Source organism: Streptomyces sp. NPDC111628 (genome assembly GCF_055635195.1).
The window spans coordinates 685,485-701,760 of the sequence record NZ_JBVKBZ010000006.1 but is presented as its reverse complement, the minus strand read 5'-3'; the positions used below and the strand labels follow the sequence as shown (position 1 = coordinate 701,760).

Sequence of the window (16,276 nt, the reverse complement as noted above, 5' to 3'; positions counted from 1 at the left end):
CCCGGCACCCCCAGTCCACCCCTAAACGGCCCCGGAAAGAGCCCCCTTGTGCCGGCGCGGCCCCCTTAGGGGGATTCCGGTGCACGGGGGTGACACCTAGGGTGCGGGTGTCGGCGGCCGTCGCCTGCCTTGTCTCCTAGGAGGACAATTGACAAGCACCCTTGAGAGCGCTATCGGTCCCTCCGCCGTGACCGTCAAGGCCCCTTTCGGTCTCGCGGGAGAACTTCCCCGGATCATCGGCTCGGGAACCGCCACTCCACCGAACTATTACACCCAGGAAGAGCTGCTTGAAACATTCCGGGTCACCGATCCGAAGATTCGCTCGATATATCTCAACAGCGCCATCGACGGCCGGTTTTTGACCCTGCCGCCCGAACTGCCCGACGGTTCGCGCCTCATGGAGACCCAGGGCCGGCTGCTCGCCAAGCACCGCGAGAACGGCGTCGACATGGGCTCCCGGGCCCTGATGGCCTGCCTCAAGGAGGCGCAGGCCGACCTCTCGGACGTGCGCTACCTAGTGTGCGTGTCGTCCACCGGCTTCCTGACCCCCGGTCTGAGCGCGCTGCTCATCAGGGAACTGGGAATCGACCCGAACTGCGCCCGGCTGGATGTCGTGGGAATGGGCTGCAACGCCGGTCTCAACGGCCTCACCGCCGTGGGCGGATGGGCTGCCGCCCACCCGGGAGAACTCGCCGTGCTGCTCTGCATCGAAGCGTGCTCGGCCGCCTACGTGTTCGACGGGACGATGCGCACCTCGGTCGTCAACAGCCTTTTCGGGGACGGTTCCGGGGCGCTGGCGGTGAAAGCGGGATACGACGTCCCGACGGGCAGCCCGGCCATTTTGAAATTCGCCAGCCGTATCATTCCGCAGGCGTTGGACGCGATGCGTTTCGACTGGGACGACGACCACGGGAAGTTCAGTTTCTACCTCGACCGCGACGTCCCCTACGTGGTGGGCGCGAACGCCGAGGGCATCATCGACGAACTGCTGTCCGGCAGCGGTCTGCGGCGCAGCGAGATCGCGCACTGGGTGATCCACTCCGGCGGCAAGAAGGTCATCGACTCGGTCCGGCTCAACCTCGGACTCAGCGCCCACGACGTGCGGCACACCACCAACGTGCTGCGGGACTACGGGAACCTGTCGAGCGGTTCGTTCCTGTTCTCCTACCAGCAACTCGTCGGCGAGGGCCTGACCCGCCCCGGTGACCACGTGGTGTTCATGACGATGGGCCCCGGCTCCACCATCGAGACGGCACTCGTCCGTTGCTGACCTCGGCCGCCCCGGCCGGCTCGTCCTCTCCTCCGATACACGAAGGGCTTTGACATGTCCGACAAGACCGCCGTCGGCGGCGACGGCGAACCGCTGCGTCTGTGGTTCGACAACAGGCAGCCGCTGACCCAGGAGATCATCGCGACGGTCAACCGGGCCTGTGACCGGCTGGAGGACGCCACCGAGCCGACCGTCGCGGTCTTCGAGCTGGTCGGCGGCGCGGGCGACGAACGGGCGCCCTGGCCGGGCGAGGTCGGCGTCCACTCCGCCAACCGGTGGGAGCGTGCCGTACGGCGCATCGAGCAGGCCGACGCCCCGACCGTCGCCGTCGTCCAGGGCACCTGCAGCGGCGCCACGATGGAGCTGCTGCTCGCCACCGACTACCGGATCGCGACTCCGTCCAGCACCTTCGGCCTGGGCGGCTCCTCGGACGTCCTGTGGCCGTCGATGGCCCTGTACCGGCTCGTCCAGCAGCTCGGTGTGGCCCGCGCCCGCCGGCTCGCCCTGTTCGGCGGCGAGATCGGGGCCGAAGAGGCCCTCGCCGCCGGTCTGATCGACCGGATCGAGGAGCAGCCCGGTGACACGCTGGGGGTTCTCCTGGAGTCCCTCGCGGGCCTGTCCGGCAGCGAGGTCCGGGTCCGCAGGCAGCTGCTGCTGGAGGCGGCGACCACCAGCTACGACCAGGCCGTCGGCGTGCACCTGTCGGCCTGCGACCGGGCGCTGCGTCACCACGAGAAGCAGACGATAGGAGCCTGACCATGACCGCTGCCACCCGCCCGGACTCCTGGTCCGCCACCGGGGACCTGGCCGCCGACGCGGCCTCGCTCGCCTCCGTCGCGGCGGACTGCGAGAAGGGCCTGGACGCGCTGCCCGCCCCGGCCGCGCGGACGCCGGACCAGCGCGCGGGTGCGGCCGGACTCCACCGAACGGCCCGCCTGGCGCGCGAGGCGTTCCTGCGGGCCCACGCCGATACCGTCTACGACGCGCTCACCGCGTCCCGCACCCTGCACCCGCGGGTGCCCGAGCTGCTCGCGGAGGCCGCCGAGCGCTTCCCCGGCCTCGTGCCCGGCGCCGCCCGGCTCAAGGCCGAGGACGGGCTGCCGCAGGCGCACAAGGAGGGCTGGGAGGTCGACCAGGGGCTGTTCCTGCGGCACGTGCTGGGCTCCCCCGTCGCCGGACGCCACCTGCTGGAGTCCATGCTCCGGCCGGTGGAGCGGTCCGCCGCGCTGCTCGGGCGGTTCAGGGAGACGGGCAGGGTCGAGCTGGAGAAGCTGACCCTGGAGCGGATCGGGCCCGCCGCGCACCTGACCGTGCACAATCCCGACTGCCTCAACGCCGAGGACAACGAACTCGCCGACGACATGGACGTCGCCGTCGACCTCGTGCTCCTCGACCCCCGGGTGCGGGTCGGGGTGCTGCGGGGAGGCGTCATGACCCACCCCAGGTACGCCGGCCGGCGGGTCTTCAGTGCCGGGATCAACCTGGCCCATCTGCACGAGGGCCGGATCTCGTACAGCCGGTTCCTCATCGGCAGGGAGCTGGGCTACATCAGCAAGATGTACCGGGGTGTCGTCCCGGTGGACGACGACGCCCGCCGTCAGGCGTGGCCGCACCGCAGTCTGCAGAAGCCGTGGCTCGCGGCCGTGGACGGCTTCGCGATCGGCGGCGGCGGCCAGCTGCTGCTCGCCGTCGACCACGTCGTCGCGGCGGCCGACGCCTACTTCAGCGTGCCCGCCGCGCAGGAGGGCATCGTGCCCGGCGTCGCCAACCTGCGGCTGAACCGGCTGACGGGCGGGCGCCTGGCCCGCCGCGTGCTGCTCGACGGTGCCAAGATCCGCGCCACCTCGCCCGAGGCCGGGCTGGTCTTCGACGAGGTGGTCGAACCCGACCGGATGGACACCGCGATCGAGGCCGCCGTCGAGCGGCTGGCCGCGCCTGCGGTCGCCTCGAACCGGCGCATGGTGCACGTCGCGGAGGAGCCGCTGGACGCCTTCCGCGACTACATGGCCGAGTTCGCGCTGGAGCAGGCGCTGCGGCTCAACAGCGACGACGTCCTGGCCAAGGTGGGCCGCCGTTCGGCGAAGAAGCGCGCGTCGTGACCGTCTCCCCCGTCCAGGCGGTCCTGGACATCTTCCGGGACGAGTGCGTCGACCGGGTCTTCGGCAACCCCGGCACCACCGAGCTGCCCCTGCTGACGGCCCTGGCCGAGGCCCCCGACATCGAGTACGTCCTCGGTGTGCAGGAGGCGTCGGTCGTGGCGATGGCCGACGGGTACGCGCGAGCCACCGGACGCCCCGCCGTGGTGAGCCTGCACGCGGCGGGCGGAACGGCCAACGGCCTGGTCGGTCTGCTCAACGCCCGGCGTTCGCGCACCCCGCTGGTGGCGCTGGCCGGGCAGCAGGACCGCCGGCACCTCGCCCAGGACCCGATGCTGTCGGCGGACATCGCGGCGCTGGCCCGTCCCGCGGTCAAGGAGTCCCTGGACGTCCACCACGCCTTCGACCTGCCGCTGATTGTGCGGCGCGCCTTCGACCTCGCCCGCCGGGCGCCCGCGGGGCCGGTGCTGCTGACGGTGCCGATGGACCTGCTCGCGGAGGACACCGCCGTCGAGGTGCCGGTCAGGTCGGGCTCGGCCCCGGCGCGGCCCTCGGGCGGCCTGGCCCGGGCGGCGGAGCTGCTGGCGCGGGCCGGGAACCCCGTGATCGTCGCCGGTGACGGCGTCGGGCGGAGCGGGGCGGTGCGGGAGCTGGTCACCGTCGCCGAGGCGGTGGGTGCCCGGGTCTTCCACCAGCCGATGTTCGACCGGCTCGACTTCCCCCTGACCCATCCGCTCCACCAGGGAATGCTCGGCGCCTCGCACGCCGACATCCGCAAGGCGCTCGACGGCCACGACCTGATCCTGATCGTCGGCTGCCACGCCTTCACCCCGCACCACTACACGCCCGTCGACCCGATTCCCCCCGGGGCCACCGTCGTGCAGCTCGACGACGACCCGGCCGAGCCCGGCCGGAACTTCCCCGTCGCACTGGGGCTGACCGGAGGCGTCAAGGAGTCGTTGAGCGCGCTGCGCGGCGAGCTGCGCGCCCACGAGGACCTGCCGGCGCGGGCCCGTAAGCGCATGGTGGCGGCGCGCGAGCGAGCGCACAGCCACATGATGTCCCAGCGGGCCCGTGCGGCGACGCTCAAGGGCCCGGCTCCCTTCGACCCGGCCGCGGCGGTGCTGGCCGTCGCCTCGGCGCTGCCCCGTGAGGCGACCGTCGTCGAGGAGGCGATCACCGCGGGTCTGCTGCTCAGACAGGCGCTGCGGCTGGAGCGTCCCGGTTCCTACGTGCACACCGTCGGCGGGGGTCTAGGGCACGGCATCGGCGCCGCGATCGGCACCCGGCTGGGCGATCCGGCACGTCCGGTCGTGGCCGTACTGGGCGACGGGTGCACGCTGTTCGGGCTGCAGGGGTTGTGGAGCGCGGCCCGCTACCAGGTGCCCGTGACGTTCGTGGTGATGAACAACGGCGAGTACCGGACGCTGAAGCAGACCCTGGACGCCTGGGACTCGCCCGCCGCCCAGCCGCTGCTGGAACTGGCGCCGCCGCGGCTGGACTTCACCCGGGTCGCCGAGTTCTTCGCCATCCCGGCCGTCCGTCCGGACACCCTGGAGGAGCTGTCGGAGGCGATCGCCCGGTCCGCGCAGGCCACCACTCCCGTGCTGGTCGAGGTGAGGGTCACCGGTCACTCCGGTGCCCGCGGGACACGAGAGGACGGGTAGGGCTGCCATGTCCGAGTTCCTGACCCCCGAGGCGCACGCCGGTCTGATCCACAGCGGTGGCTGGGTGGCTCCGTCGGGCGGCACCGCCGAGGCGGTCGAGGCCGCCACCGGCCGGGTCCTGGCCGTGGTGGGGCACGCCGCGGCCGAGGACGTGCAGCGCGCGGTGCGGACGGCGGCAGCGGCCCAGCGGGGCTGGGCCGCCTCCGGTCACCGGGCGCGTGCGGAGGTGATGCGCCGCGCCGCCGAGATCCTGTCCGACCGTCGCGACGAGGTGGCCGAGTGGCTCGTCCGCGAGGCCGGATCGGTACGCGGCAAGGCGGACTTCGAGATCGCGGCGGTCCTCGACGAACTGCTCGTCGCGGCGTCGCTGCCCGGCCGTCCGCCGGGTGTGCTGCTTCCCGAGGTGCCGGGACGGCGTTCGTACGCCGTGCGCGAGCCGCTCGGGGTGGTCGGGGTGATCAGTCCCTGGAACGTGCCCCTCGTCCTGGCGATGCGGGCACTGGCACCTGCTCTCGCGCTGGGCAACGCGGTCGTGCTCAAGCCGGATGCCCGTACGGCGGTCTGCGGCGGCTACGTCGTGGCCCGGCTGTTCGAGGAGGCCGGTCTGCCGCCCGGGGTCCTGCACGTGCTGCCCGGCGGTGCCGACGCGGGCCGGGCACTCGTCGACGCGCCGCAGACGGCGATGATCGCGTTCACCGGGTCGACGGAGGTCGGGCGGGCCATCGGGGAGCGGGCGGGGCGTGCCCTCAAGCGCGCGTCCCTGGAGCTGGGCGGCAACAACGCCCTGATCGTCCTCGACGACGCCGACGTGGAACAGGCCGCCGAGGCGGCGGCGTTCAGTTCCTTCTTCCACCAGGGCCAGGTCTGCATGGCCGCGGGCCGGCACGTCGTCGTGGAGTCCGTCGCCGCGAGGTACACCGCGGCGCTGGTGCGGCGGGCCCGGGCCATGACGGTCGGCGACCCGTGGACCGGGGACGTGGACCTCGGCCCGCTCATCGACGACGGCCGGCTCAAGGAAGTGCACCGGCTGGTCGGCGACGCGGTCGCGGCCGGTGCCCGGCTGGAGTGCGGCGGAACCGTCGAGGGGCCCTGCTACCGGCCGACCGTGCTCACCGGCGTCGACGAGCGGAGCGAGGTGTGGTCGGCCGAGGTCTTCGGCCCGGTCGCGCCCGTCGTCACCGTGCCGGACGCCGAGACGGCCGTGGCGGTCGCCAACCGCACCGAGTACGGCCTGGTCGCCTCGGTGTTCGGCGGCGCGGGCGCCGAGGCCGTCGCGCGGGAGCTGCGGACGGGCATGGTCCACGTCAACGACCCGACCATCGAGGACGACGCCATCGTGCCGTTCGGCGGTACGGGGGCCTCCGGCAACGGCAGTCGGCACGGGTCGCTGAACAGCTGGGACGAGTTCACGCGGTGGCGCTGGACCACGGTCCGCGGCAGCTGAGGCCGCGGACGTCCGAGGAGATCTGAGGGGAACGGCATGACCACGGAGCCTTCCGGGCTCGGGCTGACGCGCGTCGGCTACACCAAGCACGGCCGCGTCGCCCGGGTGACGCTCGACCGGCCGCGGGTGCTCAACGCCATGGACCTCGCCATGCACGAGGAACTGGGCAGGGTGTGGGACGACTTCGAGAGGGACGACGAGCTGTGGGTCGCGGTGCTGACCGGCGCCGGTGAGCGGGCGTTCTCCGCCGGCCAGGATCTCAAGGAGCTGGCGGCGCGCATCGAGTCCGACGAGGCGGGCACCGCCACCTTCGGCAGCCGCGGCAAGCCCGGCTGGCCCCGCCTCACCGAGCGGTTCGACCTCTCCAAGCCGGTGGTCGCCCGGGTCAACGGAGTCGCCTACGGGGGCGGCTTCGAGCTGGCCCTGGCCTGCGACATCATCGTCGCCGCGGGGCACGCCTCGTTCGCGCTGCCCGAGGCGAGACTGGGTCTGACGGCAGGTGCGGGCGGGGTGTTCCGGCTGACCCGGCAGGTGCCGTACCGCGTCGCGATGGGGCACCTCGTCACCGGGCGGCCCCTGACCGCGGCCCGCGCCGCTGAACTGGGCCTCGTCAACGAGGTGGTGCCCGCCGAGCAGTTGGACAGCTGCGTGGACGGATGGGTGGCCGACATCCTGAGGTGTGCGCCGCTGTCGGTCAGGGCGATCAAGCAGGCCGCCGCCCGGTCGGCGTCGCTCCCCCTGGAGCAGGCCTTCGCCACCCGCTACCCCTGGGAGGAGCGGCGTATGCACAGCGAGGACGCCGCCGAGGGGCCGCGGGCGTTCGTCGCGAAACGGGATCCGGTGTGGACTGGCTCCTGAGCAACTCACCGCACTGCGAAAGGCTGGCGACATGACCGTACCGGACACGCGGACGAGCCCCTGGCTGCGCCGCTACCACAGCGCCGCCGCGGACGCCGTGACCCTGGTGTGCTTCCCGCACTCGGGCGGCTCCGCCAGCTACTTCCACCCGGTCTCCGCCGCCCTGGCACCCGGGGTGGCGTTGGTCGCCGTCCAGTATCCCGGGCGGCAGGACCGGCGCCATGAACCGTGCATCGAGGACATCGACGCGCTCGCCGACGCCCTCACCCGGGAACTGGAGCCGCTGGCGGGCCCGTTGGCGTTCTTCGGCCACAGCATGGGCGCCGTCGTCGCCTTCGAGGTGGCCCGCCGCAGGGAGCGCGACGGTGCCACCGCGCCACTGGTCGTGTTCGCGTCGGGGCGGCGCGCGCCGGGCACCCACCGGGACGAGTCGGTCCACCTGCGGGACCGCGCGGGCGTCGTCGCGGAGATGAAGCTGCTGGGCGGCACGAACTCCCGGCTGCTGGCCGACCCGGAGATCCTCGACATGGTGCTCCCCGCGGTCCGGTCCGACTACCGCGCCATCGAGCGCTACCGCTGCGCGCCCCACGCGGTCATCGGCTCCCCGATCACCGTCCTGACCGGGGCCGACGACCCGCGCACCAGTGCCGAGGAGGCCGCCGCATGGAGCGCGCACACCACGGGGGCGTTCGAGGTGCGCACGTTCCCGGGCGGCCACTTCTTCCTGGAGGCCCAGTCCCGCGGCGTGCTGGACACGGTCTCCGCGACCCTGGCCGGGGCCACGGCCTGACCGCCCCCGGCCCGGCCCCTCGCGCGACCGCTCACCGCGCCCCGTCGAACACGAGTGCGCGGTCGCCCGCTAGCATGCGCGCCCATGACTGACGACGTACGCAACATCGTCCTGGGCGTGGTCGCGGCGGGCATCAGTGCCGCGCTGGGCTGGTTCGCCCGTACCTACCTGTGGAAGCGGAAACTCCGCCGAAAGCAGGCGTTCTTCGGCCTGCCGGACAGCTCCGAGTCACTCCTCGTCGTCAACCGGGACCCCGCCGCCACCGAACCGGCCGTCCACCGCTTCGACGTCTTCGCGCTGCTCGAACTGTCCGCACTGATCAAGGACTGCGGCGCGCACGCCCAGGTGGTCACCCAGGACATGGTCGGCCAGGGCTTCGGCGAGCGCACGGAGTTCTGTGTGGGCGGCCCCGGTTCGAACCGGCGCATGGTCGCCCACATGGCGGCGATGCTGCCCGGGGTGCGGATGAACGTCGACCCGGAGCCCGGACCGGACCGGGGCGCCTTCCAGATCGGCAGTGAGCGCTACCGCCTGGAGACGGGGGTCACGGAATACGTGCTGCTGGCCCGCCTCACCGCCGGGGACCGGCGCGAGGCGCGGCCCGCGTTCCTGTTCTGCGGCCAGCGCGCGATCACCAACCAGGCCGCCACCCGCTACCTCGCCCGCCACCACGAGAAACTGGCCCGCAAGCACGGCAACAACTCCTTCGTACTCCTCCTCAAGGTCGTCAACTCACAGGCATACGGCCCGGACGTCGTCGAACTGGTCGGCGACGTCACCCGAGCGGCCACCAGCCCCCTCCCGACCCCGGCCCCGACCTCCCGCAACTCCCACCGGGCGTAGAGCGAGCGCGGCCCAGGCACGGCACCCGGCTCTGGTCTGCCGGTGAGCGTCAAGCCCGTATCGCGTAGACCGAGCGGAGCGCGCCGCCGGGTGGTCCCCGTCGCCTTCGCCGGGAACGGTTCGACCTCCGCCGTGCTCGCCTGACGGGGGGCCATGGGACCAGTGACGCCCTCCGTGGACCGTCCCCGCGGCGGGAGTTGACCGGTCGGCCCCATGAGTCGAAGGCCGGACGCGTGCGACACCGTCCGGGCGACCGCCGGTGGCAGCCAGTCGCAGTCAGGGGGAACGGCCGCGCGGTGCCCTCGCTCCTGGTGGCCGCGGACAGCAGTTCCGCCATGAGAGGGGCCACGGTGGGACGCCGCCGGGGGTCCTTCTCCAGGCAGGACTCCACCACACCGCGCAGCGCCGGGCGAAACGGCGCTGAAAGCCGATCTCCTCGGCGAGATCCGGCCGGACCACCCTGACCGCCTCTCGAACTCCAGGTTCTTCGAGAGATTCACGGCAGGTGTCGGACGATGTCGGCGACAACCTGTGGCTGCGACAGGAACGGGTGGTGGCCCGTCTCCACCTCGACGACCTTGCCCGCACGGCGGGCGAATTCACGCTGCGCGGCCACCGGGGTGCCGCGGTCCTCCGTACACACCACGTAGGTCGTGGACACGTCGTGCCACGCCGCCGCCCGAACGGGCTGCTGGGTGACGGCCAGCGTCTGCCGGACCAGCCGGGCCGCCGCGTCGCGGGCCAGGTCCGGCGGGCAGTCCTGGGCGAAGGTCTCGGCGAACAGCTCCGGCCGGGCGCCGAACGTGCCGCCGTCGGGATCGAAGTCCAGGAAGGGTGGCGGTACGTCGGCTCCGAACCTCGACAGGGACTCGCCGGGCTCGGGCAGATAGCTCGACACCAGCACCATGTGGCGCACCGCACCCACGCCCGCGGCCGCCTCGGCGGCGACGATTCCGCCGTAGCTGTGCGCCACCACCACGGTCGGCTCGTCCGAGTCGGTGAGGACCGCGCGCACCGCGGCGACGTCCTCGGCCAGCCCGGGGCCCTCCAAACCGGCCGGCCGGTCGCCCTCGCCGCAGCTCGGCAGCGCCGGGGCAGTGCTGCCGATACCGTGCTTGCGCAGGGCCGAGGCCGCCGGGTGCCACCACCACGACCCGTCACGGACACAAGCCCCGTGCACGAACACAACGCGCATCTCTTCCTCCTCGAATCCGGGCGCCAAGCTCCACGATCAACGGTAGACGTAGCTTCAGTTACGTGAAAAAGTGCGGCGATGGGTCGACACAAGCAGCCCGAGATCCGCGACCGAATCCTGGACGCCTGCGTCGACCACGCGCTCGTGCACGGCCTTCCCAGCCGCCTTGAGCCGTTCGCGGCCGCCTCCGGCACGTCGGCCCGGATGCTCATCTACCACTTCGGGACCCGGGACGCGTTGCTGCGGGAGACCCTGAGACGGGCACGGCGACGTCAGCGCGACTTCTTCGGCCAACTGGTCGCTCCCCGGCCCGACGAGCCCTATCCGAGCACGCTGCGACGGGCTTGGCGGGTCATGACCGGCCCGGCCGGCCTGCCGTACCTCACCATGTTCGGCAGGCTCCGCGAGGATGCCGAGCAGCAGTTGTGGCCGGGCTTTCGCCGCGAGTCCACCACGGACTGGCTGCAGCCGTTCGAGGAAGGCATGCGCAGCATGGGCCGTCCCGAACTCGCGACGCTCGTACTGGCGGTCGTGCGCGGCCTCATCATGGACATCGAGACCACGGGTGATGTGCCGAGAGCCGACCGGGCCTTCGAGGATTTCCTCGCCGCACTCGTTCTCCTCGCCGGGACTCAGGCCCGCGACGCCCGCGGTGAGTCCTGAGCGACGTCTCCCGGGCGGCGCACCGGTGGCCGGTCAGGACCGGCATGCCGCCGGGCCGTCGACCGCCGCCGTACTGGCGCGCACGACCAGCACGGGCTCGACGGAGGCGGGCTCGGGAGTCGCGTCCGGATCCGCGATGTGCCGCAGCAGGTGGGCGACGGCGAGGGCACCCATCTCGGCGAACGGCTGGGCCACCGTGGTAAGTGAGGGCGAGCAGTACTCGGCGAGCGCGATGTCGTCGACCCCGACGACGGAGATGTCCTCGGGCACCCTGCGGCCGAGTTCGTGCAGGGCCCGGATCACGCCGAAGGCCATCTCGTCGCTGGCCACGAACACCGCGGTCACGTCCGGGATCTTGCCCAGGACCAGGCCGTTGCGGTATCCGGAGGCGGGTGTCCAGTCCCCCTCCAGCACCGGTGGCACGGACAGTCCCGCCTCCTCGAGGGTGTCGCGCCAGCCGGCGCAGCGACTGGCCGCGTCGAGCCATTCCTGGGGCCCCGACACGTGCCAGACGACCTGGTGGCCCAGCTCGATCAGGTGCCGGGTCGCGAGCCTTGCCGCCAGGGTCTGGTCGACGGCGACGATCTCGGTGGCCGGGGTCCTCGACCCGTCGACGGTGACGGTCGGCACCGAGCGGGTGAGCCGCTCGATCCTCGGGCTGACGTGCACCAGCGGCACCGAGAGGATGACCCCCTCGACGTCCTGCTCCGCCAGCCGGGACAGCGCGCTCTCGATCGCCGCGGTGTCCAGGGACGCCGTGGCGGCGGTGCTGACCGCGTACCCGGCCTCGCGCGCCGCGGCCTCGATGCCGAAGAGGAGGTTCGCGCGGGAGTAGAAGGTGGTCCGCAGCGTCACGACGCCGATCGTCCGGCTGCGCCCCGAGGACAGCATCCGCGCCGCGTTGTTCTTGCGGTAGCCCAGCTCCTCGACCGCGGCGAGCACCTTGGCGCGGGTGGTGTGCTGGACGTTGGGATGGCCGGCCAGCGTACGGGAGACCGTCTGGGCGGAGACCCCGGCGAGCCGGGCCACGTCGGCCATGCCGGGCTGCCGGGCGGCACCGTCGTCGGCCGTCCGCCTGCTCACGGGCGCCCCGTCGGCTGCCGGCGTTTCCGATGACATCGCTCGCCTCTCCATGGGAACAGCGGCTCCGGCCGCCGTCGCAGGTAATGGTCCCGCCTCGGAGTCTAGCCAGACGCGACCCATTGGCATCGATAACATCCTCTGCCATAGTTCCCGCCAACGCGGACCTCGCGTGGATCAAGTTTCTCTGAAGACGCCTCTGTCGGCGCGGAGAAAGGCGAGCGGCAACGAGATGGCAGCGATCACACCGAACCGATCGGTCAGAGTGGGCACCTCGACAGCCTCATCACCTCCCCCAACCGGACGCGGACGGGTCCGGCGGCACGGGGCCCTCGTCACGGCGCTGGGCCTCACCGCCGGCCTGCTGTCGGCCGCCGCCCTGCCCGCGGGCGCGGCCCCGCCCCGCCACGCCGCGGCTCCGGCGCCCGCGGGGACACCGACACCGGTGGAACTGAGCCGGGGCGGGCTGACCGTCACCGTGGCGGAGGAGTTCCCCCAGGTGATCTCCTACCGGCTGGGGCGGCGCGGTCTCGACGGGCAGGCGACGGCCCTGGACAGCTTCACCGTCAACGGCGAGAGCCACCGCGCCACCACCACCATGAAGGCGAAGGGCAGCAGGGCGGTCTACACCTCCACGTTCGAGGACCTGCCCGGTCTCACGATCACCTCCAGCATCACGGTCACCAAGGAGACGACGGTCGTCTTCGCCGTCGAGAAGATCTCGGGCGAGGCCGCGTCGAGCGTGCGCACCCTCGCGATCCCCGGTCAGTCCCTGGTCTCCGTCGACTCCGCAGAGCCGGGCGCCAACCTCGCCCGGACGAAGATCTCCACGGACTCGACGACAACCGCCGACCGCTTCATCCCCGTCACCGGCGACACCGCCCCGGACAAGGAACCCGTCGGCACCCCGTACGCGTTCGTCGGCAACGCGCAGCTGTCGGCGGGCGTCATCACCAACGCGACCGAGGACTCGCCCCAGGACGACAACACCAACTGGAACACCCGCCTCAAGTCCCGCATCGTCGACGAGGGGGAAGGGCGGCGCCGGGCGGAGCTGTCGGCCGGCACGTACACCTACCACCCCGAGGGCGCCACCGATCCGCGGGTCGACACCTATGAACTGCCCCGGGCGACGGTGGTCCTCGCCGCCGACGCCAACCGGGACGGCACGGTCGACTGGCAGGACGGCGCCATCGCCCACCGGGAGCACATGCGCCGCCCGCTCGGCGCGGAGCGGGTGCCCGAACGCGTGGTCCAGCGCATCCCGTTCAACTTCGCGAGCCAGGCCACCAACCCGTTCCTGAAGACGCTGGACGACACCAAGCGCATCTCCATGGCCACCGACGACCTCGGGCAGTGGGTGCTGGAGAAGGGCTACGCGAGCGAGGGCCACGACTCCGCCCACCCCGACTACGGCGGCAACGAGAACGTCCGCGCGGGCGGCTGGAAGGACCTGAACCGCCTCACCCGGACGGGAGCCGCCTACAACGCGGACTTCGCCGTCCACGTCAACGCCACGGAGGCCTACGCCCAGGCCAAGACCTTCAGCGAGGACATGGTCAAGGGCCAGGCCGACGGCTGGGACTGGCTCAATCAGGCCTACCACATCGACCAGCGCAAGGATCTGGGCACAGGTGCCGTCCTCGACCGGTTCAAGCAGCTCCGCAAGGAGGCACCGGGCATCAGGACCGTCTACATCGACGCCTACTACTCCAGCGGCTGGCTGGCCGACGGTCTGGCCGCCGGACTGCGCGAGATGGGCTTCGAGGTCGCCACCGAGTGGGCGTACAAGTTCGAGGGCACCTCGGTGTGGTCGCACTGGGCGGCCGACAAGAACTACGGCGGCGCCACCAACAAGGGCATCAACTCCGACATCGTCCGGTTCATCGCCAACTCCGACCGTGACGTGTGGAACGTCGACCCGCTGCTCGGCGGCGCCAGTGTCGTCGAGTTCGAGGGCTGGACCGGCCAGGACGACTGGAACGCCTTCTACCGCAACATCTGGACCGACAACCTGCCGACCAAGTTCCTCCAGCACTTCCAGGTGCTGGACTGGGACCGCGGCAGCTCCGCGAGGCTCACCGGCGGCGTCCGTGTGAAGTCCGTCGACGGCGAGCGGCGGATCTCCATGGACGGCACCGAAGTCCTCAGGGGCGACACCTACCTGCTGCCCTGGCAGAACGCCGGGAAGGGTGGCGGCACCTCGTCGCCCCGCGACGCCGACAAGATGTACTTCTACAGCGCCTCCGGCGGCGAGCACACCTTCGAACTGACCGACCAGTTCGCGGGCAACGAGGACTTCACCCTCTACGAACTCACCGACCAGGGCCGGGCGGAGAAGGCCCGGGTGACGGCCCACGACGGGCGGGTGGCCCTCACCGCCGAGAAGGGGCAGCCCTACGTTCTCGTGCCGAACGGCGGCAAGGCACCGCACCGCGACGCCCACTACGGCGAGTTCACCGGGCTGTCCGACCCCGGCTTCAACGGCGGCGACCTCGACGACTGGAACGCACGCGGCGGCGCCGGAATCGTCCGGACCGGCAACGGGGACAACGTGGTCCGCCTGGGCGACGACGCCTCGGGCATCGCGCAGCGGGTCCGCGGCCTCACCCCGGGCGAGCGGTACACGCTCGGCGCGGACGTCGAGATCGGCCCCGGCGAGCGCCGGGAGACGACGCTGCGGGTACGCGGCGGCAAGGACAGCGAGGCCAGGACCTTCGACATCACACCGGCGCGGAACTCGATGGCGTCCGACGAGAAGCGGGACACCTACTCCCAGCGGGCCTCGGTCTCCTTCACCGCGCCGCGGGACGGCACGGTCACCGTGGAACTCGGGGCCGTCGCCGGTGGCACCCCGGTCGTCCTGGACGACGTACGCGTCATGGCGGACACCACCGCCCCGCTCCCCCGCTCCCAGGACGGCACGGTCGTCGCCCACGAAGACTTCGAGGGGAACCAGCCCGGCTGGGGACCGTTCGTCAAGGGCGACGCCGGTGGCGTCACCGACCCCCGCACCAGCATCAGCGACCTGCACGCGCCCTACAGCCAGAAGGAGTGGAAGAACACCTACTCGCCCTACGACACCGGCGCGTTGAAGGGCAGGGCCGTCGACGACGTGCTCGCCGGCCGGCACTCGCTGAAGTCCCACGCCGAGAACACCGGGCTGGTCCACCGCACGACCCCCGCCACCGTGCCCTTCCAGGAGGGCCACAAGTACCGGGTGTCTTTCTCCTACCAGACCAACATCGAGGGCCAGTGGGCCTGGGTCACCGGCGCCGACCGGGTCGCCGACGGGACGACGACCTCGCGGGACATCACCCGGGACGTCCTGGCACCCGCCCTGGACACGGCGGCCTACTCCCGTGAGTTCGTCGCCGGCTGCGGGGACACCTGGGTCGGGCTGCGCAAGCTGGGCAGCGCCCGGGGCACCGATCTCGTCCTCGACGACTTCACGGTGACCGACCTCGGCGAGGCGGAGTCCGGGCCCGCCTGCGCCGGTGTCACGGCACCCTCCGGCGCCGAACTGAGCCCCGGAGTCCCCGGTGAGTACGTCACGACGTTCACCAACCACGAGTCCGCCGACGCCGGCAACGTGGGCATCGCCCTCCAGGGGCTGCCCGAGGGCTGGAAGGCCGAGGTGAAGGAGAAGGACGGCAACCTCTTCGAGAGCGTGCAGCCGGGCGCGACCGTGCGCACCACCTGGCTCCTCACCCCGCCGGCCGGCCCGGCCGGCACCTCCGCCACGTGGCGGGTATCGGCCGCCTACGCCCACGCCGGAACGACCAAGACCGTCTCGTCCGAGGCCCGCGCCGCGGTGACCGACGAGCCGGTCCTCTCCCCGGGTTCGACGACCGCGACCGCCGACTCGGAGAACGGCTCGTCGGGGGCCGCCGAGGGGCCGGTGTCCAACGTCCTCGACGGCGACGCCGGCACCATCTGGCACACCGACTACACCGCCTCCCAGGCGCCGTATCCGCACTGGGTGACGCTGAAGCTCGGCGGCGCCGCCGACGTCGACGGGTTCGGGTACCTGGGCCGGCAGAGCGGGGGCCGCAACGGACGCGTCGCCGACTACGAGGTCGCCGTGTCGGACGACGGCGAGGAGTGGACGAGGGTGGCCGCCGGCACCCTGAAGGACGTGCCGCAGACCCAGCGCGTCTCCTTCGACCGGGTCCGCGCCTCCTACGTGCGCTTCACCGCGCTCAACGCGCTCAACGGGCAGCCCTACGCGGCCGCCGCGGAGATGCGCGTGTACGGCGTGCCCGTGGACCTTCCCACGGGCTACCCGCCGGGCGAACGCCCCGCCGACGCCCGCTGAGACACCGCCGGGTGCGGCTCGTCCCTCCCGGGGGGCGGGCCGCACCCGGCGG

Annotated in this window: 12 protein-coding genes; 10 read left to right on the top strand and 2 right to left on the bottom strand. The window is 72.3% G+C overall.

Annotated features, from left to right (window positions below; translation table 11 throughout):
• Nucleotides 1-148 precede the first annotated feature (148 nt).
• The 8 genes from dpgA (at nt 149) to ACZ7MF_RS32505 (ending at nt 8,968) form a co-directional block, all read left to right on the top strand.
• Nucleotides 149-1,270, top strand: coding sequence for a 3,5-dihydroxyphenylacetyl-CoA synthase DpgA (gene dpgA / locus ACZ7MF_RS32540; RefSeq protein ID WP_398288521.1), 1,122 nt, complete (start codon nt 149-151; stop codon nt 1,268-1,270).
• 54 nt (nt 1,271-1,324) lie between these two features.
• The gene (gene dpgB, locus ACZ7MF_RS32535) at nt 1,325-2,026 is read left to right on the top strand and encodes an enoyl-CoA-hydratase DpgB (protein ID WP_471481845.1); all 702 of its coding nucleotides are present in this window, start codon (nt 1,325-1,327) and stop codon (nt 2,024-2,026) included.
• A 2-nt stretch (nt 2,027-2,028) separates the two neighbouring features.
• Entirely contained in the window at nt 2,029-3,369 is a 1,341-nt protein-coding gene (gene dpgC / locus ACZ7MF_RS32530) for a (3,5-dihydroxyphenyl)acetyl-CoA 1,2-dioxygenase DpgC (protein WP_471481844.1), read from the top strand.
• A complete protein-coding gene (locus ACZ7MF_RS32525) occupies nt 3,366-5,033 on the top strand; it encodes a thiamine pyrophosphate-binding protein (RefSeq protein WP_471481843.1) in 1,668 nt (555 codons plus the stop codon). The genes dpgC and ACZ7MF_RS32525 overlap by 4 nt, the downstream gene beginning before the upstream one ends.
• 7 nt (nt 5,034-5,040) lie before the next feature.
• Entirely contained in the window at nt 5,041-6,477 is a 1,437-nt protein-coding gene (locus ACZ7MF_RS32520) for an aldehyde dehydrogenase family protein (RefSeq protein ID WP_471481842.1), read from the top strand.
• Between the two features lie 36 nt (nt 6,478-6,513).
• Entirely contained in the window at nt 6,514-7,335 is an 822-nt protein-coding gene (gene dpgD, locus ACZ7MF_RS32515; protein WP_471481841.1) for an enoyl-CoA-hydratase DpgD, read from the top strand.
• Between the two features lie 31 nt (nt 7,336-7,366).
• Entirely contained in the window at nt 7,367-8,125 is a 759-nt protein-coding gene (locus ACZ7MF_RS32510; protein ID WP_471481840.1) for a thioesterase II family protein, read from the top strand.
• A gap of 84 nt (nt 8,126-8,209) precedes the next feature.
• Nucleotides 8,210-8,968 carry a hypothetical protein gene (locus ACZ7MF_RS32505; protein WP_471481839.1) on the top strand — a complete coding sequence of 253 codons (759 nt, stop codon included), beginning with the start codon at nt 8,210-8,212 and terminating at the stop codon, nt 8,966-8,968.
• 496 nt (nt 8,969-9,464) lie between these two features.
• On the opposite strand, the gene ACZ7MF_RS32500 is transcribed toward ACZ7MF_RS32505, so the two are convergent.
• On the bottom strand, nt 9,465-10,163 hold the full coding sequence (locus tag ACZ7MF_RS32500; RefSeq protein ID WP_471481838.1) for an alpha/beta hydrolase: 699 nt from the start codon (nt 10,161-10,163) through the stop codon (nt 9,465-9,467).
• Between the two features lie 78 nt (nt 10,164-10,241).
• Here ACZ7MF_RS32500 and ACZ7MF_RS32495 point away from each other — a divergent pair, with 78 nt between their 5' ends.
• Nucleotides 10,242-10,826, top strand: coding sequence for a TetR/AcrR family transcriptional regulator (locus ACZ7MF_RS32495; RefSeq protein WP_471481837.1), 585 nt, complete (start codon nt 10,242-10,244; stop codon nt 10,824-10,826).
• A 33-nt stretch (nt 10,827-10,859) separates the two neighbouring features.
• Here the strand turns inward: ACZ7MF_RS32495 and ACZ7MF_RS32490 are convergent, their stop codons facing one another.
• The gene (locus ACZ7MF_RS32490; protein ID WP_471481836.1) at nt 10,860-11,945 is read right to left on the bottom strand and encodes a LacI family DNA-binding transcriptional regulator; all 1,086 of its coding nucleotides are present in this window, start codon (nt 11,943-11,945) and stop codon (nt 10,860-10,862) included.
• A gap of 406 nt (nt 11,946-12,351) precedes the next feature.
• Here ACZ7MF_RS32490 and ACZ7MF_RS32485 point away from each other — a divergent pair, with 406 nt between their 5' ends.
• Nucleotides 12,352-16,224, top strand: coding sequence for an endo-alpha-N-acetylgalactosaminidase family protein (locus ACZ7MF_RS32485; RefSeq protein ID WP_471481835.1), 3,873 nt, complete (start codon nt 12,352-12,354; stop codon nt 16,222-16,224).
• The last annotated feature ends 52 nt before the right edge of the window (nt 16,225-16,276 follow it).

Coding starts and splice junctions, on each gene's coding strand:
- ACZ7MF_RS32495 (WP_471481837.1), top strand. CDS start 10,242: ATGGGTCGACACAAGCAGCCCGAGATCCGCGACCGAATCCTGGACGCC.
- ACZ7MF_RS32510 (WP_471481840.1), top strand. CDS start 7,367: ATGACCGTACCGGACACGCGGACGAGCCCCTGGCTGCGCCGCTACCAC.
- ACZ7MF_RS32505 (WP_471481839.1), top strand. CDS start 8,210: ATGACTGACGACGTACGCAACATCGTCCTGGGCGTGGTCGCGGCGGGC.
- dpgD (WP_471481841.1), top strand. CDS start 6,514: ATGACCACGGAGCCTTCCGGGCTCGGGCTGACGCGCGTCGGCTACACC.
- dpgC (WP_471481844.1), top strand. CDS start 2,029: ATGACCGCTGCCACCCGCCCGGACTCCTGGTCCGCCACCGGGGACCTG.
- ACZ7MF_RS32490 (WP_471481836.1), bottom strand. CDS start 11,945: ATGTCATCGGAAACGCCGGCAGCCGACGGGGCGCCCGTGAGCAGGCGG.
- ACZ7MF_RS32520 (WP_471481842.1), top strand. CDS start 5,041: ATGTCCGAGTTCCTGACCCCCGAGGCGCACGCCGGTCTGATCCACAGC.
- ACZ7MF_RS32500 (WP_471481838.1), bottom strand. CDS start 10,163: ATGCGCGTTGTGTTCGTGCACGGGGCTTGTGTCCGTGACGGGTCGTGG.
- dpgB (WP_471481845.1), top strand. CDS start 1,325: ATGTCCGACAAGACCGCCGTCGGCGGCGACGGCGAACCGCTGCGTCTG.